This is a genomic window from Crossiella sp. SN42, from assembly GCF_023897065.1.
Lineage (GTDB): Bacteria > Actinomycetota > Actinomycetes > Mycobacteriales > Pseudonocardiaceae > Crossiella.
Window position 1 is genome coordinate 1 of the sequence record NZ_JAMHIV010000037.1, and the last position, 21,876, is coordinate 21,876.

The following is a 21,876-nucleotide window of genomic DNA, read 5'->3' on the forward strand; positions in this document are numbered from 1 at the left end:
GCAGATGAGGACCACTCAGCGCCGCGGCCGGATCGCCGCGGTCGTTGTCACCACCTTGGCCGGTCTCCTGGCGTCACTGGGACCGGCAGCCGTGGCGGAGGAAGCCGCGGCCGAGCACTGGGGGCAGTCCCAGCGCAGGGTCGGCTACTACACGCAGTGGAGCGCGAAGCAGTTCGGCTTCACGGTGAACAAGCTGGTCAGCTCGGGCACCGCGGGCAAGCTCACCCACCTCAACTACGCCTTCGGCAACGTCAGCGAGGAGGGCAGGTGCTTCGCCAGCAGCACCACCGGCCTCGGTGACGCCAAGGCCGACTACCAGCGGCTGCACACCGCGGCCGAGTCGGTGGACGGGGTGGCTGACAAACCGGAGCAGGCGCTCGCGGGCAACTTCAACCAGCTGCGCAAGCTGAAGAAGAAGTACCCGCACCTCAAGGTCAACATCAGCCTCGGCGGCTGGACCTGGTCGAAGTACTTCTCCAACGCGGTGCTCACCGACGCCTCCCGCAAGGCCTTCGTGCAGAGCTGCGTGGACCTCTACCTCAAGGGCAACCTGCCCAAGCTGGACGGCCTGGCCCAGGGCGGCGACGGCGCGGCCGCCGGGCTCTTCGACGGCATCGACCTGGACTGGGAGTGGCCCGGCGCGCCGGGGGCGCCCGGCAACATCGTGCGGCCGGCGGACAAGCAGAACTTCACCCTCGCGCTGGCGGAGTTCCGGCGGCAGTTCGCCGAGCTGTCCTGGCGCACCGGCAAGCGCTACGAGCTGACCGCCTTCCTGCCGGCCGGCGCGGCCACCGTGGACGCGGGCATCGAGGTGCCGAAGGTGTTCCGGCTGCTGGACTTCGCCACCATCCAGGGCTACGACATCCACGGCGCCTGGGACTCGCTGACCAACCACCAGTCCGCCATCCACGCCCCGGACAACGACCCCACGCCCGGCAAGCTGGACCTGGACCAGGTGATCAAGGACTACCTGGACCGCGGCGCGCCCCGGCGCTCGCTGGTGCTCGGCGTGCCGTTCTACGGCCGCGGCTGGACCGGCGTCACCGGTGGCGGCAACGGCCTGTTCCAGCCCGCCACCGGCTGCGCGCCCAGCAGCCACGAGTGCGGCTACCTGAACTACAACAAGATCAAGGAACTGACCGGGTTCACCCAGTACCGGGACCCGGAGGCGGCCACCGGCTGGCTGTTCGACGGGAACACGTTCTGGAACTTCGAGGACCCGGTCTCGATCAAGGAGAAGACGCGCTACATCCGGCAGCAACGGCTGGGTGGCGCCATGGTCTGGTCGCTCGACGGTGACACCGGCAACGGTGAGCTGTTCGCGGCGATCCATAGAGGACTGTCCTAAACGGACAGTTCAGCGAGGCCCGGGGAACCGTTGGCGGCGGGGTGTCCCGGGCCTCGCGCCCTCTGTCATCAGGACAGGGGCGCGCGCCAGCCCCGCGTGTGCGCTTCGAGCGCGCGCAGGTAGCTCTCCGCCGGCTCCGGTCCCGGCAGCAGCCGTCCGCCCAGCTCCAGGCTGACCAGGCCGTGCACCAGGCTCCACACCGAGTTGGCCAGTTCCTCGGCCGGAGCCGCCGCGAACACGCCCTGCTCGACGCCCCGGCGCGCCGCCGTCAGCAGCGGCGCCAGCGCGGCGGTGGCCGCCTCGGCGGTCTGCTCGTCCGGCTCCGGCACACCGAACAGCGCCGGGTACAGGTGCGGATCGGCCAGCGCGGCCGCCCGGTAGGCCAGGCCCAGCTGGACCAGGTCCCGCGCGGGGTCCTCGGTCACCGGCACCTCGGCCAGCCGGTCGCCGAAGCGCCGGAACGCGTCCAGGAACAGCTCGCGGAGCAGCCCCGGCTTGCCGCCGAAGAGCGCGTAGACCGCGGTGGTGGAGGTGCCCACGTCCTGGGCCAGTCCGCGCAGCCCGAGTGCGCTGGGGCCGCGGGAGGCGAGCAGGCGGGCCGCCCGGTCGAGCAGCTTCTGCCGGAGGGTTTCGTCGTGCGTCTTCGGCCGAGGCACCGCGCAATCGTACCGGAACACTGTTATGTAACCTGAATGGACGTATCTGACCTCTGGTTATGGTGATACCAGATCGGTACCATCCCCCGCATGGCCATGACGCTGAGGCTGACCGAAGAGGAGAATCGGCAACTCGACGAGCTAGCCACCGTCGAGGGCCGCTCCAAACAGGAAATTGTGCGACTCGCGCTGGCCGACCGGTGGTCGCGGTTGCACAAGGAACAACAGCTCTCCGACGCCCTGGAACGTGTTCTTCCCCGCTATCGGGGATTGCTGGAACGGCTCGGCTCGACCTGATTTTCTGGTATCTCCTGGCTAGTGATCACTTATCTGGATGCCAGCGACCTGCTCGTGCTGGCCACCGCGGTCACTGGCGGTGACCTCGTGGTGCGCGATGTCGGGCTGCTGGACTCCGCCGCGCACCGACCCCGCGCCGCGGTGCTCGGCGTCGAGGCGTACGCGACGCTCTGGTTGAAGGCCGCCGCCCTGCTGGACTCCATTGTTCGGACCCGCCCGCTGCTGGAGGGGAACTGGCGCCTGGGCTGGGTCGCCGCGGTGACTCTGTGTGACATCAATGGTTGGTGGATCGACGCCGACGAGGACGAGGCGCTGGACATCGTCCGCGATCTGGGCCGTGGCCTGATCGAGGTTTCTGAAGTGGCCGACCGCCTGGAGGAGTGGGCCACGGCCAAGGACGAGGACTGATTCGGACCCGTTCGGGCTTTCGGGTTGACCTGGAGTGCACTCCAGCTCCTACGGTCGAAGACGTGAGCTACTCCATCGCCCAGGCGGCCGAGCGCAGCGGACTCTCGGTCGACACCCTGCGGTACTACGAGCGCATCGGCCTGCTCGACCCGCCCGCCCGGGACTCCGGCGGGCGACGGTCCTACTCCGAGGACGACCTGGGCTGGCTGGGGTTCCTCACCAAGCTCAGGCTGACCGGCATGCCCATCCGGATGATGCGGGAATATGCCCAGCTCCGGCACCGCGGCGCGGCCAGCTACGGCAGGCGCAAGGCGATCCTGCTGGAGCAGCGCACCTCGGTCCGCGAGCGCATCGCCGAGTTGCAGGCCTGCCTGGACGTCCTGGACTACAAGATCGAGCACTACGACCAGATCGAGCGGCAGATGACCGCCGCCGACCTGATCCACGAGGAGGCGACCGCATGACCACCCTGCCCACCCGCAAGATCGGCGCCCTGGAAGTCGGGGCCCAGGGCCTGGGCTGCATGGGGATGAGCGAGTTCTACGGCGAGACCGACGACGCCGCCTCGATCGAGGTCATCCACCGCGCGCTCGACCTCGGTGTCACGCTGCTGGACACCGCCGACATCTACGGACCGCACCGCAACGAGGAACTCCTCGGCCGGGCCATCAAGGACCGCCGCGACCGGGTCGTGCTGGCCACCAAGTTCGGCATCGTGCGCACCGCCGACCCGCACGAGCGCGGGGTGCGCGGCGACGCGGCCTACGTGCGCCAGTCGGTGGAGGCCTCGCTGCGCAGGCTCGGCGTGGACCACATCGACCTGTACTACCAGCACCGGGTCGACCCGGACACGCCGATCGAGGAGACCGTCGGCGCGATGGCCGAGCTGGTCGCCCAGGGCAAGGTCCGCTACCTGGGCCTGTCCGAGGCCAGTGCGGCCACCCTGCGCCGCGCGCACGCCGTGCACCCGATCACCGCGCTGCAGACCGAGTGGTCGCTGTGGACCCGGGACCTGGAGGCGGAGATCCTGCCGACCGCCCGTGAGCTGGGCGTCGGGCTGGTGCCCTACTCCCCGCTCGGCCGCGGCTTCCTGACCGGCCGCTTCGCCAGCGCCAAGGACTTTGACAGCAACGACTTCCGGGTGGCCGGTCAGCCGCGGTTCAGCGAGGAGAACCTGGCCCGCAACCTCGGCATGGTCCGCGCCCTGGAGGCCATCGCGGCGCGGCGCGGCATCACCACCGGCCAGCTCGCCCTGGCCTGGGTGCACTCCCGCGGCGAGGACGTGGTGCCGATCCCCGGCACCAAGCGCCTGAAGTACCTGACCGAGAACATCGCCGCTGCCACCATCACCCTCACCCCCGAGGAGATCGCCGCGGTGGAGGCCGCCGTGCCGGCCGACCAGGTCGCCGGCAACCGCTACGGCGACCAGATGATGCCCCTGCTCAACGGCTGACCCGCACCCGCCGGGGCTCGCCCGAGCCCCGGCGGGACGTGGTCTAGGCGGCGGTGAGCAGGGCCGTGATGGCCTCGCGGAGCTTGGCCAGGCGGGCCTTGCCCTCGGCGCGGGCCTGGGGCAGCGCGGCGTGGTCGGCCACCGGTGTGACCACCTCCAGGTAGGCCTTCACCTTGGGCTCGGTGCCGGAGGGGCGGATGAGCACCCGCACGCCCTCGGCGCGCAGCACCAGCACGTCCGCCTTGGGCAGCAGGTCGGTCTGGGTGACCGGCGTGCCGCCCAGCTCGGTGATTGGCGTGTCCCGGAAGCGGCGCATGGTGGCGCCGATCAGGCCCAGGTCGGCCACCCGCAGCGAGACCTGGTCGGTCAGGTGCAGGCCGTGCGCGACCGCCAGGTCGTCCAGCGCGTCCAGCAGGCCGCGGCCTGCCGCCTTGAGCGTGGCGGCCAGGTCGCAGGCGAGCACCGCGGCGCTGATGCCGTCCTTGTCCCGCACGTAGTCCGGGTCCACGCAGTGGCCCAGTGCCTCCTCGTAGGCGTAGACCAGACCGGTGCCCTGGCCGTCGCCCGCGCGCACCAGCCACTTGAAGCCGGTGAGCGTCTCGTCGTAGCGCGCGCCGTGCGCCTTGGCCACCGAGCGCAGCAGCTCCGAGGACACGATCGTGGTTGCCACCAACGGATCCGGGTGCGCCTCTTTGTCCAATGTGGACAGTACGTGCGCGCCGAGCAGCACGCCGGTCTCGTCCCCGCGCAGCATCCGCCAGCCGTCCGGGCCGCGCACGCCCAGCGCGCAGCGGTCCGCGTCCGGGTCCAGCGCGACCGCCAGGTCAGCGTCCACAGTGGACGCCAGCGCGAGCAGCTCGTCGGTGGCGCCGGGCTCCTCCGGGTTGGGGAAGGTGACCGTGGGGAAGTCCGGGTCCGGGCTGGCCTGCGACTCGACCAGGTGCAGATCGGTGAAACCGGCCCGCCGCAACACTTCCAGCAGCGTCTCCGAGCCGACCCCGTGCAGCGCGGTGACCGCCACCCGCAGCTCTCGCGCCTTGCCCGTGGGCAGACTGGCCGCGCGGTCGGCGTAGGTCTCGATCAGGTCCTCGCCCACCGGTTGCCAGGCCGCGACCCTGGGCACCGACACCGCGGCGGGCACCTTGGTGATGGCGGCCTCGATCTCCCGGTCGGCGGGCGGCACGATCTGCGTGCCCGAGTCCAGGTAGACCTTGTAGCCGTTGTCCGCCGACGGGTTGTGCGAGGCGGTCACCTGCACCCCGGCCACCGCGCCGATCGCGCGCACCGCGAAGGCCAGCACCGGCGTGGGCAGCGGCCTGGGCAGCACCCGCACGTCGAACCCGGCGCCGGTGAGCACCTCGGCCACGTCGGCGCAGAAGTTCTCCGAGCCGTGCCGCGCGTCCCGCCCGACCACCACCAGCCCGCCGGAGCGGCCCTGCGCGCGCAGGTACTCGGCCAGGCCCGCGGTGGTGCGCACCACCACCGAGCGGTTCATCCCGTTCGGCCCGGCGCGCAGCGGACCGCGCAGCCCGGCGGTGCCGAACTGCAGCGGCCCGGCCATCCGGTCGGCCAGCTCGGCCACCGCGGCCTCGTCCCCGGCCAGCGCCGAGGCGAGCACCTTCTGCAGCTCCAGCCGGGCATCGGGGTCGACGTCGTCGGCGATCCAGCGGAACGCGGCGTCCCGCAGCTCCGTGCCCAGCTTGGTCATGCGCGCTCCACCAGCTTCCGCAGCAGCTCGCCCATCGAGGTCGCGGCGGCCTTGCCCGCCTCCAGGACCTCCTCGTGGTTGAGCGGCTCGCCGGTGATGCCCGCGGCCAGGTTGGTCACCAGGGACAGCCCGAACACCTCGGCGCCCGCGGCCCGCGCCGCGATGGCCTCCAGCACGGTGGACATGCCGACCAGGTCCGCGCCCATGGTGCGCAGCATCCGGATCTCGGCCGGGGTCTCGAAGTGCGGGCCCGGCAGCCCGGCGTAGACGCCCTCCTCCAGCGAGGGGTCGATCTCCTTGGCCAGCCCGCGCAGCCGCGGCGAGTACAGGTCGGTCAGGTCCACGAACCTGGCGCCCACCAGCGGCGAGGCCGCGGTCAGGTTCAGGTGGTCGCTGATCAGCACCGGCTGCCCCACCCGCATGCCCTGGCGCAGGCCACCGGCGGCGTTGGTCAGCACCACCGTGGTGCACCCGGCCGCGGTGGCCACCCGCACGCCGTGCACGGTCTGCGGGATGCCCTTGCCCTCGTAGTAGTGCGTGCGGCCGAGCAGCACCAGCACGTTCTTCCCGCCCACCCGGACCGAGCGCGCGGTGCCGCCGTGGCCGACCACGTTGGGCGCCACGAAGCCGGGCAGCTCGCCGATCGGCACCTCGGCGACCAGCTCGCCGAGCACGTCGGCGGCGGGCCGCCAGCCGGAGCCCAGCACCAGGGCGAGGTCGTGCGTGGCCACCCCGGTACGGGCGGCGAGCTCCGCGGCGGCGGCCGCGGCAGCGGCGTCGGGATCCACCGACGGGCTGACGTTCAGTGAAGTGCTTGTCTCGGTCACACCCAGGACCCTAGCCAGCGGGCACGAAGCTGGCAGCCATCGGCCCGAACAGCTCCTTCTGCCCGGTGTCCTCGGACTCCGTCGGCACTGTGACCTGTACCACCCACAGGTCCCGGTCCTTGGTCGGCAGCAGCAGCACGTAGCTGGAGCGGCGGACCAGGTCGGCCTCGGCGCCGGCGCCGGGTTTGGGCGTGGTGACGAACGGGCCGGGGTCGGCCACCCGGTAGAGCAGTTCGCGGGAGGCCTCCGGCGCGCCCTCGCTCTTCGCGCCGACCTGGTCGCGCTTGGTCTCGAAGGTGCCCTGCGAGCTGACCGCGCTGGTGCGCAGGTTGTTGAGGTAGTTCTCCAGCCGGGACTGCGGGTAGTAGTTCGGGAACCGCTCGACCACCAGCTCCTGGCGGCCGTCCGCGGAGACGAAGTGCACCGCCATGGAGTCGGGGGAGCTGGCCCGGAACTCCTTGAACGTGGTCCAGTCCTGCGGCACGTTCACGGTGAACCCGCCGTCGGTGCCGTTGACCGCCAGGCTGGCCCGCTCGGTCCTCGGCTGCAGCTCGCGCACCGGGGAGAGCAGCTGCTGCCGCGTCCCGGTGGTCGGCTCCGCGGCCGGCACCACCGGCCGGCCGCCGAGCACCCTGGCCAGCGCGAACCCGCCGCCGGTCGCCACGGTGAACAGCACCAGGGCCAGCGCGGCCAGCAGCACCCGCGCCACCGGGCCCCGGCGTTTGGGCTCCGGCGTCGCGGTCAGGAACGGCAGCGGGCCGGGGTCGCTGGCCAGCAGCGCGGGCAGCACCCCGGAGGCGGGGTTCGGGGTGCGCGGCTGCTCCAGCAGCTCCCCGGACTCCGGCGTGATCTCCTTGGGCCGCACGTCGAACAGGCGCTCGCCCGGCTCGGGCAGCAGCGGGTGCAGCAGCCTGCGCACCTCGGCCAGCGGCATCCGGGCGCCGGGTTCCTTGGTCATCAGCCCGGCGATCACCGGGTGCAGCGGGTGCTCGGCGTCGACCTGCGGGACCTCGCCGTGCACCACCTCGGTGACCGTGTCCAGCGGGTCGCCGTCGGCGTCGTAGGGAGGGCGCGCCTCCAGCCCGGCGAACAGCGTCGCGCCCAGCCCCCACAGGTCGGCCGAGGGGGTGGCCGGGTCGCCGGAGGCCACCTCGGGCGAGATGAACGCGGGGGTGCCGAGCATGATCCCGGTGCTGGTCAGCGTGTGGTCGCTGACGCTGCGCGCGATGCCGAAGTCGGTGAGCTTGATCTGCCCGTCCACGCCGACCAGCACGTTGCCCGGCTTGACGTCCCGGTGCGTCACCCCGGCCCGGTGCGCGGCCTCCAGCGCGGCGGCCACCGCGTCGCCGATGGCCGCGGCCTGCGCGGTGGACAGCGGGCCCTGGTCGCGCACCAGCTCGGCCAGGCTGAGCGAGGACAGCAGCTCCATCACCACGAACGGCTCGCCGTCCTGGCGGACCACGTCGTAGAGGGTGATCACGTTGGGGTGGGAGAGCACCGCGATGGCCCGCGCCTCGCGCAGGGTGCGCTCGCGCAGCGCGTCCGCCTCGGCCACCGGGATGCCCGGCGGCAGCCGGACCTCCTTCACCGCCACCCGGCGGCCCAGCATCTCGTCGTAGGCCGACCACACGGTGCCCATCGCACCCCGGCCGAGCAGTCCGTCCAGCCGGTAGCGCTCGGCGATCCGGCGGGCGGCGGGCTGCTCGTCCGCGCTCGGCCCGGGCTGGTCGGAGGGGGTGTCAGCGGGTGGCACAAGGTCCATTCTGCACATCCGGCCGCACGGTTGGACGCTGGCGCGCGCTCCGGCGGCAGCGCATGATCCGGCGCTATGGCATTCACTGTCGGCATCGACTCCTCGACCCAGTCCACCAAGGCCCTTGTCGTCGAAGCGGAAACCGGCCGCGTGGTCGCGGAAGGCCGGGCCGCGCACCCGGACGCCACCGAGGTGGACCCCTCGGTGTGGCTGGCCGCCTGCCGGGACGCGCTGGCCGAGGCCACCGCCGGGCTGCCGGGACCGGTCACCGCGCTGTCGGTCGGCGGCCAGCAGCACGGCATGGTCACCGTGGACGCCGAGGGCGTTCCGGTGCGGCCCGCGTTGCTGTGGAACGACCTGCGCTCGGCGGGCGAGGCGGCCGATCTGGTCCGCGAGCTGGGCGGGCCGGGGGAGTGGGCCCGCCGGACCGGCTCGGTGCCCGGCGCCAGCTTCACCGTGACCAAGCTGGCCTGGCTGGCCAGGCACGAACCGGCCAACGCGGACCGGGTGGCCGGGGTGCTGCTGCCGCACGACTGGCTCACCCACCAGCTGGCCGAACCCGGCCACGCGCCCGCGACCGACCGCGGCGACGCCTCCGGCACCGGCTACTTCGACCCGGCCAGCGGCGACTGGCTGCCCGACCTGCTCACCACCGCCTTCGGCCGGGTGCCCGAGCTGCCCACGGTGCTCGGCCCGGCCGAGTCCGCGGGCCGGACACCGGAGGGGTGGCTGCTCGGCGCGGGCACCGGGGACAACATGGCGGCCGCGCTCGGCCTCGGCGCGGGACCGGGCGACGTGATCGTCTCGCTGGGCACCTCGGGCACCGTGTTCGCCGTCGCCGAGCACCCGACCGCCGACCCGAGCGGCGCGGTGGCCGGGTACTGCGACGCCACCGGGCGCTACCTGCCGCTGGTCTGCACGCTCAACGCGGCCAGGGTGCTCACCGCCACCGCCCAGCTGCTCGGCGTCGAGCTGGCCGAGCTGGACCGGCTCGCGCTGGCCGCCGCGCCCGGCGCGGGCGGGCTGGTGCTGCTGCCCTACCTGGACGGCGAGCGCACGCCCGACCTGCCAGGGGCCAGCGGCACGCTCACCGGGATGCGCCGGGCCAACATGACCCCGGAGAACCTGGCCAGGGCCGCGGTCGAGGGCATGCTGTGCGGCCTGGCCGACGGGTTGTCCGCGCTGCGTGCACAGGGGGTCGAGGTGCGCAGGGTGCTGCTGGTCGGCGGCGCGGCCCGCTCGGCCGCGGTGCGCGCGGTCGCGCCCGGCCTGTTCGCCGCGCCGGTGGAGGCGCCGGATCCGGCCGAGTACGTGGCGCTGGGCGCGGCCCGGCAGGCCGCCTGGGCGGTCAGCGGGTCGGCGGAGCCCCCGTCCTGGACGGTGCGCGCGGAGCCTTGTCCGTCAGCGAACCTTGACGCGTATGCCGAGGTCCGGGCGGCTTATTCAGCCGCCCGAGGTCAAGTACACGATTACTGATGCGCTGAACGGGTGATCCACTCTTCGGTGGGGTGACGTGCGGCCGTTCAGCCGATAGGCACTCAAGGCGGGGTCAGGTTGACCCCAAGCCGTCGAGGTCTTAGTTTGGCTGAGCAACAAACGAATCGAGGTGCAGGGTGCCGGGTCCGGACCGTCCCGCTGACCATGCCGGGTTGCGCAAGGCGAACCTGGCCCTGGTGCTCCGGGCGCTGCGTGCGGACGGGCCGCAGTCCCGCGCCCGGCTGGCCCGGATGACCGGCCTCAACAAGGCGACCATGTCCAGCCTGGTGGCCGAGCTGGAACAGCGCAGGCTGGTCCGGCTCGGCGCGGTGGTCGGCGGCGCGATCGGGCGGCCCGGCCAGCTGGTCGAGCTGCGCCCGCGCACCGTGTGCGGCATCGGCCTGGAGGCCAACGTGGACTACGCCGCGGTCGCCGTGCTCGACCTGGCAGGCGACCTGGTGCTGCACCGCAGGCTGCCCACCGACGTCACCGCGCTCGGCGCCGAGGAGGCGGTGGACCTGCTCGCCGGGCTGGCCGCCGAGGCCCGCCGCACCGTGGAGGCCATGGGCGGCTGGGTCGCCGGGGTCACCGCCGCGGTGCCCGGCCTGGTCGACGTGGACAACGGCGTGGTCCGGCTGGCGCCCAACCTGCGCTGGCGGGACGCGGCCGTGGTGGAGCAGCTCAGCGCCCGGCTGGACCTGCCGGCCGGCCGGATCGCGGTGGACAACGACGCCAACCTCTCCGCGGTCGCCGAGCACGTCGCCGGGGTGGCCGCGGGCGCGACCGACCTGCTCTACCTGACCGGTGAGGTCGGCGTCGGCGGCGGCGTGATCGCCGACGGGCGGCTGCTGCGCGGCGCCGCCGGGTTCACCGGCGAGGTCGGCCACATGCCGATGGACCCCGGCGGCGCGGCCTGCGGCTGCGGGCGCACCGGCTGCTGGGAGACCCAGGTCGGGCTGGCCGCGCTGCTGCGCTCGGTGGCCGAGGAGGGCGACCCGGTCCGCGACCCCTCGCTGGACCTGGAGAAGCGGCTGGCCACCATCGCCAGCAGGGCCAGGGACGGCGAGGCGCGCACGCTGGCCGCGCTGGAGCGCATCGGCGCCGCGCTCGGCGTCGGCGCGTCCATCCTGGTCAACATCCTCAACCCGGCCGCGGTGGTGCTCGGCGGTTACTTCGCGGTGCTCGCCGACTGGCTCATCGCGCCCGCCGAGCGGGAGCTGGCCGGCCGGGTGTTCGCCCTCGGCGCGGAGCAGCCCCTCTGCTCCCTGCTGCCCTCGGACCTGGGCTTCACCGCGGCCGTGCGCGGCGGCGCGTACGCGGCCATGGAGCACGTGCTGACCGACCCGACGCTGGCCCCAGTGCCCGCGCCGGGCAACCGTTGGGAACTCGTCCCTGCACAGTCCACTGTGGACAGCCGGAGGTAGTCGTGAGTCTTGACCCTTACCAGCCGCGGCCGGAACACCGCTTCAGCTTCGGGCTGTGGACGGTGGGCTGGCGGGGCAACGACCCCTTCGGCGAGCCCACTCGTCCCGCGCTCGAACCCGAGCACGCGCTGGGCAAGCTGGCCGAGCTGGGCGCCTGGGGCGTGACCCTGCACGATGACGACCTGATCCCCTTCGGCGCCGACGACACCAGCAGGGGCCTGCTGCTGGACCGCTTCCGCAAGGCGCTGGCCGACACCGGTCTCACCGTGCCGATGCTGACCACGAACCTGTTCACCCACCCGGTGTTCAAGGACGGCGCGTTCACCGCCAACGACCGCGACGTGCGCCGGTTCGCGCTGCGCAAGACCCTGCGCAACATCGACCTGGCCGCCGAGCTGGGCGCGGGCGTGTACGTGCTGTGGGGCGGCCGCGAGGGCGCGGAGACCCCGGTGGCCAAGGACGCCAGGGTCGCGCTGGACCGCTACGCCGAGGCGATCGACCTGCTCTGCGCCTACGTGCGCGAGCAGGGCTACAACATCCGCTTCGCGCTGGAGCCCAAGCCCAACGAGCCGCGCGGGGACATCCTGCTGCCCACCATCGGGCACGCGCTGGCCTTCATCGAGCGGCTGGCCCATCCCGACATGGTCGGGGTGAACCCGGAGGTCGGGCACGAGCAGATGGCCGGGCTGTCCGTGCCGCACGGGGTGGCCCAGGCGCTGTGGGCGGACAAGCTGTTCCACATCGACCTCAACGGGCAGACCGGGCCGCGCTACGACCAGGACCTGCGCTTCGGCAACGGCGACGTCAAGGCCGCCTTCCACCTGGTCGACCTGCTGGAGCGGGCCGGGTACGACGGTCCCCGGCACTTCGACTTCAAGCCCGCCCGCACCGAGGACGAGGACGGTGTGTGGGAGGCGGCGGCCGCCTGCATGCGCAACTACCTGATCTTCGCCGAGCGGGCCAAGGCCTTCCACGCCGACCCCGAGGTGGTCGCGGCCAAGGAGGCCTCCAGGGTGGCCGCGCTGGCCGTGCCGACCCTGCTGCCGGGGGAGAGCCTGGCCGACCTGCGCGCCGAGTCCTTCGACCCGGAGGCCGCCGCGACCAGGGGCATGGGCTACGAGCGACTCGATCAGCTGGGGCTTGATCACCTGTTCGGGGTGCGCTGATCTCACGATGTGCCACCGAGCCCCCCGGGCGGGGTGACCTTCCGGGGGGCGACAGGGCATGCTCTGTCTCGACGATGCACAGAGGGTGCATGCTCGAGGAGGAGGCGATGATGCGAGGTCGGGCCAACGCGGTGGTAGCTGCCCTGCTGGGTGGGCTGACCCTGCTGGCCACGCCGACCGCGGCCGCGGCGATCGAGCCCACCGCCGTGGTCCGGGTGCTCGCCGAGCAGACCGGCACGCGCAAGCCGACTCCGTCCCCGACGCAGACCACCGCCCCCGCGCCGGTCACCCCGGAACAGAAGGCGGAGAACGAGCGCAGGGTGACCATCGCGATCATCGCGGTGCTGCTGCTGGCGATCGTCTTCTTCGGGCGGAAGTACCGCAAGAAGTGGGGTAAGAGCGCGGGGTGACCTGCGCTGACCTGCTATTTTGGCTAGCCGGAAGAAAAGTTGTCCGGATAGAAACCCCTTCGATCACATTGACGTGCGCGGGGGTTCACGTTCCGATGGACACGTTGGGGGTACAGCCAGACCGAAGGGCACGACTCCGCTCGGCGCAGCGAACCAACCGTCAAGCGGTTCGCAGACGATCTTTGGATCTTGGCCGGAACGGGTAGTGCAGGATTGGATGCAAATGAGTACCGACACCAAAGTTCAGTGCCGCTCCACGGTCGAGCGGTACTCGGACGCGCTGGTCGGGCTCTCCCGGAGCATCCACGCCGAACCCGAGCTGGCCTTCGCTGAGCACCGCAGCGCCGAGAAGGTCGCCACCCTGCTGGCCGCGGAGGGTTTCGCGGTCGAACGGGGCACCTCGGGTCTGGACACGGCGCTCACCGCGACCTACGGCTCCGGTGAGCTGGTGGTCGGGCTGTGCGCGGAGTACGACGCGCTGCCCGAGGTCGGGCATGCCTGCGGGCACAACGTGATCGCCGCCTCCTCCGTTGGCGCCGCGCTCGCCCTGCGCGAGGTCGCCGACCGGCTCGGCATCACGGTCAAGCTGTTCGGCACCCCCGCCGAGGAGGCCGGTGGCGGCAAGGTGCTGATGCTGGAGCGCGGCGCCTTCGACGGCGTCTCGCTGGCCATGATGGTGCACCCGGCCCCGCACGAGACCTGCGCCTGCTCCTCGCTGGCCATCACCGACCTGGAAGTGGCCTACACCGGCCGCGCCTCGCACGCCGCGGCCGCGCCGCACCTCGGGGTGAACGCCGCGGACGCGCTGACCGTGGCCCAGGTCTCCATCGGCCTGCTGCGCCAGCACCTGGAGCACGGGCAGATGGTGCACGGCATCGTCACCCACGGCGGCGCCGCGCCCAACATCGTGCCCGCGCGCACCGCCGGGCTGTTCTACCTGCGAGCCGAGAACCTCGACTCGCTGACCCACCTGGACGAGCGGATCCGCCGCTGCTTCGAGGCAGGCGCGGTGGCCACCGGCTGCGAGTACGAGATCACCCAGGTGTCCCCGAACTACGCCGAGCTGGCCCCAGACCCGTGGCTGGCCATGGCGTACCGCGCTGCCGTGACGGAGCTCGGCCGGGAGCCGCTGAGCCCGGCCGAAGAGGCGAACCGCCAGACCGGCAGCACTGACATGGGCAACATCACCCACGCGTTGCCCGCCATCCACCCCACGATCGCCATCGACTGTGGCAACTCGGTGAACCACCAACCGGAGTTCGCGGCCGCCTGCGCCTCGCCCTCCGCGGACAGGGCGGTGCTGGACGGCGCGGTCGCGCTGGCCTGGACCGCGGTGGTCGCCGCCTCGGATGATGCCCAGCGAGCCCGGCTGCTCGCGGACACCGCTGATCGTGTGAACAGCCGCGTTGCCGTGCCAGCCACGGCAGGAGGTTTTGAGGCGTGACTGTCCTGGATTCCCGACCCGGCCCGCCGTTCGGACCGGAGTCCCGCGGACCCATCGACGTGCTGAGCCCCGGCTCCGGCCGCACCATGTCCACTGTGGCTGATCTTGGTGCCGGGCGGGGACCGTCCTGGCTGGACAAATGGCTCGGCGAGAACCTCAGCCGGGTGGTGGCCTGGCGCCGGCACATCCACGCCAACCCCGAGCTGTCCCGCAACGAGCACAACACCACCAAGTTCCTCTTCCGCGAGCTGGCGGGCGCGGGCCTGCGGCCCAGGGTGCTGCCCGGCGGCACCGGCCTGATCTGCGAGGTGGGCAGCGGGTCCCGCTGCGTCGCGCTGCGCGCCGACATCGACGCGCTGCCGCTGACCGAGGACACCGGCCTGCCCTTCGCCTCCACCGTGGACGGCGTCTCGCACGCCTGCGGGCACGACGCGCACACCACCGTGCTGCTCGGCACCGCACTGGCCCTGGCCTCGGCGGACTCGCTGCCCGGCCGGGTCCGGCTGATCTTCCAGCCTGCCGAGGAGGTCATGCCGGGCGGCGCGCTGGACGTGCTGGCCGCCGGTGGCCTCGACGGCGTGGAGCGGATCTTCGGCCTGCACTGCGCGCCCCGGCTCCAGGTGGGCAAGCTGGGCACCCGGATCGGCGCGATCACCTCCGCCAGCGACCTGCTGGAGGTCCGGCTGACCTCGCCGGGCGGCCACACCTCCCGCCCGCACCTGACCGCCGACCTGGTGCACGGCCTCGGCACGCTGATCACCCGCCTGCCCGAGCTGCTCACCCGCCGGGTCGACCCGCGCTCGGGCACCGTGCTGGTCTGGGGCGCCGTGCACGCGGGCGACGCCGCCAATGCCATCCCGCAGGACGGCCTGCTCCGCGGCACCCTGCGCACCGGCGACCGGGACACCTGGGCCGAGCTGGAACCGGTGGTCCGCGAGCTGATCGGCGCGCTGCTGGTGCCGCTGGGCATCGGCTTCGACCTGCTGCACCGCCGCGGCGTCCCGCCGGTGGTCAACGACCGGGAGAGCACCCGCCTGCTGCGCGCCGCCACCCAGACCGCGCTGGGCGAGGACGCCATCACCGGCACCGAGCAGTCCTCCGGCGGCGAGGACTTCGCCTGGTACCTGGAACACGTCCCCGGTTCCTTCGCCCGCCTGGGCGTCTGGTCCGGCCAGGGACCGCAGAAGGACCTGCACCAACCCACCTTCGATCTGGACGAGCGCGCGCTGCCGGTCGGCATCCGCATCATGACCCAGGCTGCCATCGACGCCCTCCAGGCCTGACTCGGTTATCCACAGCCCCCGAGTTATCCACAGCCCGCCCGATCGGCGTTTGCCCCCACCCCGGCAAACGCCGATCGTGGACGCATGCCCACCACGCCCCTCCCCGTCCCCTGCACCCGAGCCCAGGCCGTAGCGGCCCTCGGCGAACCCGGCCTCGGCGCCGCCCTGCGCGCGGGCAGGCTCCGCCGGATCTGGCACGACCTGTTCGTGCCAGCCGACCGCGCCCGCGACCGCCGCACCCGAGCCAGGGCCGCCCTGCTGCTGGCAGGCGCCCCCGCCGCGCTGACCGGCCCCACCGCCGCCGAGATCTACGGCTGGCTGCCACCGCACACCCTGAGCGTGCACGTCGCCGTGCCACCCCGGCACCGCGCCAGAGGCCGCCCCGGCCTGATCCTGCACCCGGCCGAGTTCACCGAGGAAGACGTCCTCCGCCTAGACGACCTCCCCGTGCTCACCTCCGCCCACGTCCTGGCCACCCTGCTGGCCACCCACCACCCCAACGCCCTGCCCTGCGTGCGAACCGCCCTCCGCGACCTGCCGCCCGACCTGCGCCGAACCCTGGTCCGCGAGATCAGATCCGTCCTGCGCCGGTCATCCGAGCGACCTCCCGGCATCGCGATACCGGCCCAACGCGACAGAACCAGCGCTCCGGTCCCGTCGCGGCCCGAGGGCGCGTCCGACGGCCGGGGTCTGCCGATCTCCGGGGAACGGGCCGGGCCGGAGGGCACGCGAGTGGGGGACCAGTCCGGGGTCCGCCGGATCGAGGTCGTCGAGCCGCGTTACGCGGTGCGGCGCCGGCGAACCGGAGCCGGAACCGGGTGACCGCCCGCTGAACCCGCGGGCGCGGGCGAGCAGGGCGGTGCCGGAAACAGGGCTGGGTGGTGCAGCGGGGTCGGCGCGGAGGCCGCCCTAGGTGGTGTCCGGTAAGTCGTCATCGCAACCAGCGGACGATGGCGGCGATGGTGAGTTCGGCCTGTTAGCAGGTGGCTCGTTTGGTGTAGCGGGTGGCCAGGCCGCGGAACTGCTTGAGCCGGTTGAAGCAGCGCTCGACCACGTTGCGCTGCTTGTAGCTCTCCCGGTCGAAGGCCCGTGGCCGTCCGCCGCGCGAGCCCTTGGCGGCGCGGTGGGCGGTCTGGTCCTCGCGTTCGGGGCGGATCAAGGCGACGCGGCGGGTGCGCAGGGCCTGTCTGGTCGAGGTGTGCGAGTACGCGTTGTCGGCGATGACCGCCTCGGGTCGGACGCGCGGTCGTCCTGGTCCGAGGCGGGCGAGGCGGATGCCGTCGAACAGCGGCAGATCGCGTCCGTCCACCACGATATGGATCTTGGTGCTCAGTCCGCCCCGGGACCGTCCGAGTCCTTCCCCTTGGACGGCAAAGGCTTCGATCCCGGCCGCACATCCCCCCTTTTCCGAGCCGACACTGATGATCCACTCCAGCTCGCCCGCCGAGTCGTCCTTGACGATCACCCGGTCCAGGATGCGCTGCCAGGTGCCGTCCGCGGTCCACAGCCGGAGTCGTTCGTGGGCGGTCTTCCAGGGGCCGTAGCGGTCGGGCAGGTCGCGCCATGGGGCGCCAGTGCGCAGCTTCCACAGGATCGCGTTGATCACCTGCTGGTGATTTTGCTACCGGCGTCCGCGTTCGGACGCCGGTGACAACGGCTCGATCGCCGCCCCTGCCCGATCGGGCCGGGCCGCTGTTGGCGCGTGGGCAAGACCGGCGCCCGGCAGGGGACGGATCCGGTGCTGAACCGCGAGCGTGGGACGGTGTGCCCGCTCGCGCGGTCGGTCTCGGCCGGGAGCGAGGCAGGCGCGTTCGCGCTGAGCGGTTCAAGCGCGGGTCGCCCGACGCCCCGCGACGGGGGAGTCCGTCGTGACGTGACGGGTAGGCCGTCGTGTCCAGGGGCTGAGCCGTGGCCCGGTCGTTGGCTGCGACGGGTTCGAGGCGCGCGAGAACCGGGCAGCCCGCAACAGCGGCCGGCCCGCCGTACGAGACCGGCCGGCGCCCGGGGTGGGGTCAGGCGTTGGGGCCTATGCCGTTGCAGGGGCGGGTGCGGAGGTCGTTGACGTAGTCCGCTGGGGCGCCCGCGGCCTCGGCGGCGTCGGCGACCACGCCCACGTAGCGGGCCGAGGGGAGACCGCCCTCGTAGGCGTCCAGGACGTAGAGCCAGGCCAGGACCGAGCCCTCCAGGGTCTGCACGCGGAGGCGGATCTTCTTGTAGAGGCCCAGTTCGGCGCCCTCCCAGCGGTCGAGGCGGTCCTCGTCCAGGGAGTTGACGTCGTAGAGGACCACGAAGACCTGGCTGCCGGGGTCTTCGACGATGGTGGAGAGCGCGCCCTCCCAGCCGAGGTCCTCGCCTCCGAAGGTCATTCGCCAGCCGACGAGCCACCCCGTACCGGCCATCGGCGAGTGCGGAGCACGCTCCATCATCTGGTCCGGATCCATGTTGGACCCGTAAGCGGCATAGAGCGGCACGGCCCTAGCCTAGCGACCCGTTCGCGGCATCGGGACGCGCCGTGCGCACAGCCTCCGAACTGACCCCGGACGGGTAGCGCGTACGGTTGGACCCGCCGACAAACCTGACCGCACCACCCACCACAGGAGGACCCCGTGACCCGCATCGTGATCATGGGAGGCGGGCCGGCCGGATACGAAGCCGCGCTGGTCGGCGCCCAGCACGGAGCCGACGTCACCCTGGTGGAGAGCGACGGCCTCGGCGGCGCCTGCGTGCTGTACGACTGCGTGCCCTCCAAGACCTTCATCGCCTCCGCCGGCGCCCGCTCCGCCTTCCGCAACGGACCCGAGCTGGGCATCAGCACCGGGGACGGGCCGATCGGCGTCGAGCTGCCGGTGGTGCACGGGCGGGTCAAGGGGCTCGCGCTGGCGCAGTCGGCGGACATCAGGGCGCGGGTGCAGCGCGAGGGTGTACGGATCATGAACGGGCACGCCAGGCTGTGCGACGACGCGCCGGGCCTGGCCCAGCACCGGGTGGCCGTGCGCGGCGCGGACGGCTCGGTGGAGAAGCTGGCCGCCGACGTGGTGCTGATCGCCACCGGCGCGAACCCGCGCATCCTGCCCGGCGCCCAGCCCGACGGCGAGCGCATCCTGACCTGGCGGCAGATCTACGACCTGCCCGAGCTGCCCGAGCACCTGGTGGTGATCGGCTCCGGGGTCACCGGGGCCGAGTTCGCCTCCGCCTACACCGAGATGGGCGTCAAGGTCACCGTGGTCTCCAGCCGGGACCGCATCCTGCCGCACGAGGACGCCGACGCGGCCGCGGTGCTGGAGGACGTGTTCACCGAGCGGGGCACCGCGCTGTTCAAGCACGCGCGGGCGGACAAGGTCGAGCGGACCAGCGGCGGGGTCAAGGTCTTCCTGGCCGACGGGCGGACCGTGGAGGCCAGCCACGCGCTGATGACGGTCGGGTCCATCCCGAACACCGCGGACATCGGCCTGGACAAGGTCGGCATCGAGCCGGGGCCCGGCGGGTTCGTGCCGGTCGACCGGGTCTCCCGGACCACCGTGCCCGGCATCTACGCCGCCGGTGACTGCACCGGGCTGCTGATGCTCGCCTCGGTCGCGGCCATGCAGGGCCGGATCGCGATGTGGCACGCGCTCGGCCAGGGCGTGCAGCCGATCAAGCTCAAGACGGTGGCCGCCAACGTCTTCACCCACCCGGAGATCGCCACCGTCGGCATCAGCCAGCAGGCCATCGACTCCGGCGAGGTGCCGGCGCGCACGATCATGCTGCCGCTGGCCACCAACGCGCGGGCCAAGATGGAGGGGCTGCGCCGCGGTTTCGTGAAGCTGTTCTGCCGCCCGGCCACCGGCGTGGTGATCGGTGGCGTGGTGGTCGCCCCGGTGGCCAGCGAGCTGATCACGCCGATCGCGCTGGCCGTGCAGAACCAGCTGACCGTGGAACACCTGGCCTACACCTTCTCGGTCTACCCCTCGCTGTCCGGTTCGATCACCGAGGCCGGGCGCAAGCTGATGCGGCACGACGACCTGGACTAGAGAACCGCTCCAACTCAGGTCTCGACCTGGTCACCGCGGACAACGAAGCCGGGCGCTCGCGCGTGTTCCCCATGACAGTCGCTGAACGGGGAGGCACGACATGCGAGCTGTGAGAGTGGTGGGACTCGTTGCCACGGCGGTGGCGCTGACCGTGGGGATGACCGCGTCACCGGCGTCGGCGGGGAGCCGCGGCGAGATCGAGGTCACCAACCAGGTGGGGCCCGGGGACAAGGCGGAGCTCAGGGGCAACTGTGCGGAGGCGGAGAGCGGCGCCTCGGCGAGTTCGCCGGCGTTCGTCGCGCCGGTGAAGATGTACGTCACGCGGCCCAGTGCCTATTCCGTCCACGGCAGCGCGCTGGTGCGCAAGGACGCGGTGCCCGGCACCTACGACCTGGTGCTGACCTGCGGCAAGGACCGGATCAGCGGCAAGGTGCGGGTGCAGGGGGACATGAAGCCCGCGCTGCTGGTCACGCCTGCCAGCGGCAGGCCGGGGACGACGGTGAAGCTGCTGAGCGTCTGCCCGCCCGCGCACAAGCCCAGCCAGCCCCTCTCGGGCGCGCTGGCCGGCCAGCTCGCCTGGAAGTCGATCGGGCCGGGCCGGTACGAGGTGACCGCGAAGGTGGCCGATGTGGTGCCGGGCAAGTACTCCGTGGCGTACTCCTGCGTTCCCGGGGTCAAGCTCGGCAAGGTCTTCACCGTGCTGGCCAAGGGCACGCCCACCCCGCCGCCTGGGCCGGGTCAGGTCAAGGACAAGCCCAAGGGCGGCGCGGAGACCGGTGGAGGGATGTCATGAGGACGCGAACGCTGGGGGTGCTCGCGGCCGCCGCGGTGCTCACCGGCCTGAACGTGGCACCGGCCGGGGCGGCCACCGAGCCGGAGCTGCACCTGCCGGTCATCCGTTCGGGTGCGGAGCACATCGGGCTGAACGTGGTGTGTGATGACCAGGACTGGCAGCCGGTGAAGTCCGCGCTGTTCACCGCGCCGGTCCCGCTGAAGTCCTACCCCGGCTCGCCGGCCTGGGGCTACGGCACCGGCTACCTGGTCAAGGACCTCAAGGCCGGGTCCAGGCACACCGTGAGCTACGGCTGCGGCTCGGTCACCCGCACCACCCAGGTGACCGTGCAGCCGCCGGAGACCATCGGCGAGGTGGGGCTGAAGCTCAACCCCAGCTCGGGCAGGCCGGGGGAGGCGGTGAAGCTGGTGCGGCGCTGCGACAAGCGGAACAAGCCCAACACCGAGCCGGTCTCCGCGGCGCTGGACTCGGTCTGGTACCAGGGCGGCAACCCGCTGGACTCCAACTTCTCGGCCAAGGTCAGGGCGGACGTCAAGCCCGGCCGCTACGCGGTGACCATCAGGTGCGGCGCGGTGAGCCGGAGCGTGTTCTTCACCGTGCTGGGCTCGCCGGGCCACCAGCAGCCACCGCCGGCTGCCGGTGGCGGGCAGGTCAAGGTGAAGCCGGTCGGCGGCGTGGAGACCGGCGGGGGTGACCTGGGATGAGCAGGGCCGGTGTGGCTGGTCTGCTGCTGGCCGCGGTGTTCGCGCTGACCGGTTGTGGCGCCGCCCCGCCCGCCGCGCCACCGGCCGCACCGGCCGGCAGCAGTGCGGAGACCACCTCCGCCGCACCGGCCGAGGTGGCCGCGCTGGGCAGGTCCACGCCCACCAAGGTGCGGGTGCCCAAGATCGGCGCGGAGTCCAGCCTGGTGCCGCTGGGCCTGAACAAGGACCAGACCATCCAGGTGCCGCCGGTCAGCCAGCCGATGCAGGCCGGCTGGTACGACGGCGCGCCCACGCCGGGGGAGAAGGGGCCGGCGATCGTGCTCGGGCATGTGGACGGGGCAGGGAAACCGGGCATCTTCTACCAGCTGCGCGAGGTCGCCGTCGGCGATGAGGTCCTGGTGGACCGGGCGGACGGGAAAACCGTCCGGTTTGTCGTGCACGAGACGCAACAGGTCGCGAAGAAGGAATTCCCGACCGACCGTGTTTACGGCGACACGGAACGTCCGGAACTGCGCCTGATCACTTGTGGTGGCGTTTTCGACAAGGGTGCGCGCAGTTATCAGGACAACATCATCGTGTATGCAACCATGGTCGAGTAGTCCGCGTAGGACGTTCGATCAACGCCGAGGTTGCCTGGCTCCGCGAAGTATGGCCGTCTGGCCAGAGGTCTCTGACCAGCGAGTATCCAGGCAACCCGATGGCGCTCCTGGCGTCTT

Annotated in this window: 21 protein-coding genes and 1 pseudogene; 16 read left to right on the top strand and 6 right to left on the bottom strand. The window is 72.4% G+C overall.

From position 1 onward, the window contains the following. Positions 1-1,348: glycoside hydrolase family 18 protein (locus M8C13_RS35380; RefSeq protein ID WP_308202889.1), on the top strand; the 1,348-nt coding region annotated here is incomplete at its 5' end. 68 nt (positions 1,349-1,416) lie between these two features. Here M8C13_RS35380 and M8C13_RS35385 read toward each other — a convergent pair. Next, positions 1,417-2,004 (bottom strand): TetR/AcrR family transcriptional regulator, encoded by a 588-nt coding sequence (locus M8C13_RS35385; protein ID WP_252485147.1) that lies wholly within the window; start codon positions 2,002-2,004, stop codon positions 1,417-1,419. A gap of 90 nt (positions 2,005-2,094) precedes the next feature. Here M8C13_RS35385 and M8C13_RS35390 point away from each other — a divergent pair, with 90 nt between their 5' ends. From M8C13_RS35390 to M8C13_RS35405, 4 genes are all read left to right on the top strand, one after another. Further along, positions 2,095-2,301 (top strand): ribbon-helix-helix protein, CopG family, encoded by a 207-nt coding sequence (locus tag M8C13_RS35390; RefSeq protein ID WP_185001644.1) that lies wholly within the window; start codon positions 2,095-2,097, stop codon positions 2,299-2,301. A 21-nt stretch (positions 2,302-2,322) separates the two neighbouring features. Continuing rightward, entirely contained in the window at positions 2,323-2,709 is a 387-nt protein-coding gene (locus tag M8C13_RS35395) for a type II toxin-antitoxin system death-on-curing family toxin (protein WP_252485148.1), read from the top strand. Positions 2,710-2,771: 62 nt separating this feature from the next. Continuing rightward, entirely contained in the window at positions 2,772-3,173 is a 402-nt protein-coding gene (locus M8C13_RS35400; RefSeq protein ID WP_252485149.1) for a MerR family transcriptional regulator, read from the top strand. Further along, positions 3,170-4,162: an aldo/keto reductase gene (locus M8C13_RS35405; RefSeq protein ID WP_252485150.1), complete on the top strand. Its 993-nt coding sequence runs from the start codon at positions 3,170-3,172 to the stop codon at positions 4,160-4,162. The genes M8C13_RS35400 and M8C13_RS35405 overlap by 4 nt, the downstream gene beginning before the upstream one ends. 43 nt (positions 4,163-4,205) lie before the next feature. On the opposite strand, the gene M8C13_RS35410 is transcribed toward M8C13_RS35405, so the two are convergent. The 3 genes from M8C13_RS35410 to M8C13_RS35420 are packed head-to-tail and all read right to left on the bottom strand — an operon-like array spanning position 4,206 to position 8,450. Further along, entirely contained in the window at positions 4,206-5,870 is a 1,665-nt protein-coding gene (locus M8C13_RS35410; protein WP_252485151.1) for a phospho-sugar mutase, read from the bottom strand. Beyond that, the gene (locus tag M8C13_RS35415) at positions 5,867-6,658 is read right to left on the bottom strand and encodes a purine-nucleoside phosphorylase (protein ID WP_252485236.1); all 792 of its coding nucleotides are present in this window, start codon (positions 6,656-6,658) and stop codon (positions 5,867-5,869) included. Before M8C13_RS35415 ends, M8C13_RS35410 begins: the two co-directional genes overlap by 4 nt. Before the next feature lie 49 nt (positions 6,659-6,707). Further along, entirely contained in the window at positions 6,708-8,450 is a 1,743-nt protein-coding gene (locus M8C13_RS35420) for a serine/threonine-protein kinase (RefSeq protein ID WP_308202890.1), read from the bottom strand. 75 nt (positions 8,451-8,525) lie between these two features. On the opposite strand from M8C13_RS35420, the gene xylB reads away from it, so the two are divergent. The 7 genes from xylB to M8C13_RS35455 all read left to right on the top strand — a co-directional run bounded on the left by xylB (position 8,526) and on the right by M8C13_RS35455 (position 16,475). Beyond that, positions 8,526-9,926 carry a xylulokinase gene (gene xylB, locus M8C13_RS35425; protein WP_252485152.1) on the top strand — a complete coding sequence of 467 codons (1,401 nt, stop codon included), beginning with the start codon at positions 8,526-8,528 and terminating at the stop codon, positions 9,924-9,926. A 173-nt stretch (positions 9,927-10,099) separates the two neighbouring features. After that, positions 10,100-11,350, top strand: a complete 1,251-nt coding sequence (locus tag M8C13_RS35430; protein WP_252485153.1) for an ROK family transcriptional regulator — start codon at positions 10,100-10,102, stop codon at positions 11,348-11,350. Positions 11,351-11,352: 2 nt separating this feature from the next. Next, positions 11,353-12,516, top strand: coding sequence for a xylose isomerase (gene xylA / locus M8C13_RS35435; RefSeq protein WP_252485154.1), 1,164 nt, complete (start codon positions 11,353-11,355; stop codon positions 12,514-12,516). A 107-nt stretch (positions 12,517-12,623) separates the two neighbouring features. Then, complete coding sequence (locus M8C13_RS35440) at positions 12,624-12,926, top strand: hypothetical protein (protein WP_252485155.1); 303 nt, start codon at positions 12,624-12,626, stop codon at positions 12,924-12,926. 223 nt (positions 12,927-13,149) lie between these two features. Next, positions 13,150-14,370 (top strand): M20 family metallopeptidase, encoded by a 1,221-nt coding sequence (locus M8C13_RS35445; protein WP_252485156.1) that lies wholly within the window; start codon positions 13,150-13,152, stop codon positions 14,368-14,370. Continuing rightward, on the top strand, positions 14,367-15,653 hold the full coding sequence (locus M8C13_RS35450; RefSeq protein ID WP_374213261.1) for a M20 family metallopeptidase: 1,287 nt from the start codon (positions 14,367-14,369) through the stop codon (positions 15,651-15,653). Before M8C13_RS35445 ends, M8C13_RS35450 begins: the two co-directional genes overlap by 4 nt. Before the next feature lie 84 nt (positions 15,654-15,737). Further along, a complete protein-coding gene (locus M8C13_RS35455) occupies positions 15,738-16,475 on the top strand; it encodes a hypothetical protein (protein WP_252485157.1) in 738 nt (245 codons plus the stop codon). Between the two features lie 154 nt (positions 16,476-16,629). On the opposite strand, the pseudogene M8C13_RS35460 reads toward M8C13_RS35455, so the two are convergent. Beyond that, positions 16,630-17,379: pseudogene (locus M8C13_RS35460) on the bottom strand (IS5 family transposase). A 286-nt stretch (positions 17,380-17,665) separates the two neighbouring features. Beyond that, positions 17,666-18,124: a gamma-glutamylcyclotransferase gene (locus M8C13_RS35465; protein ID WP_252485158.1), complete on the bottom strand. Its 459-nt coding sequence runs from the start codon at positions 18,122-18,124 to the stop codon at positions 17,666-17,668. 135 nt (positions 18,125-18,259) lie between these two features. On the opposite strand from M8C13_RS35465, the gene M8C13_RS35470 reads away from it, so the two are divergent. From M8C13_RS35470 to M8C13_RS35485, 4 genes are all read left to right on the top strand, one after another. Next, entirely contained in the window at positions 18,260-19,663 is a 1,404-nt protein-coding gene (locus M8C13_RS35470) for an NAD(P)H-quinone dehydrogenase (RefSeq protein ID WP_252485159.1), read from the top strand. A gap of 100 nt (positions 19,664-19,763) precedes the next feature. Beyond that, entirely contained in the window at positions 19,764-20,456 is a 693-nt protein-coding gene (locus tag M8C13_RS35475) for a hypothetical protein (RefSeq protein ID WP_252485160.1), read from the top strand. Continuing rightward, a complete protein-coding gene (locus tag M8C13_RS35480; protein ID WP_252485161.1) occupies positions 20,453-21,160 on the top strand; it encodes a hypothetical protein in 708 nt (235 codons plus the stop codon). The genes M8C13_RS35475 and M8C13_RS35480 overlap by 4 nt, the downstream gene beginning before the upstream one ends. Then, positions 21,157-21,759, top strand: a complete 603-nt coding sequence (locus M8C13_RS35485; protein WP_252485162.1) for a class F sortase — start codon at positions 21,157-21,159, stop codon at positions 21,757-21,759. Before M8C13_RS35480 ends, M8C13_RS35485 begins: the two co-directional genes overlap by 4 nt. Positions 21,760-21,876 lie beyond the last annotated feature (117 nt).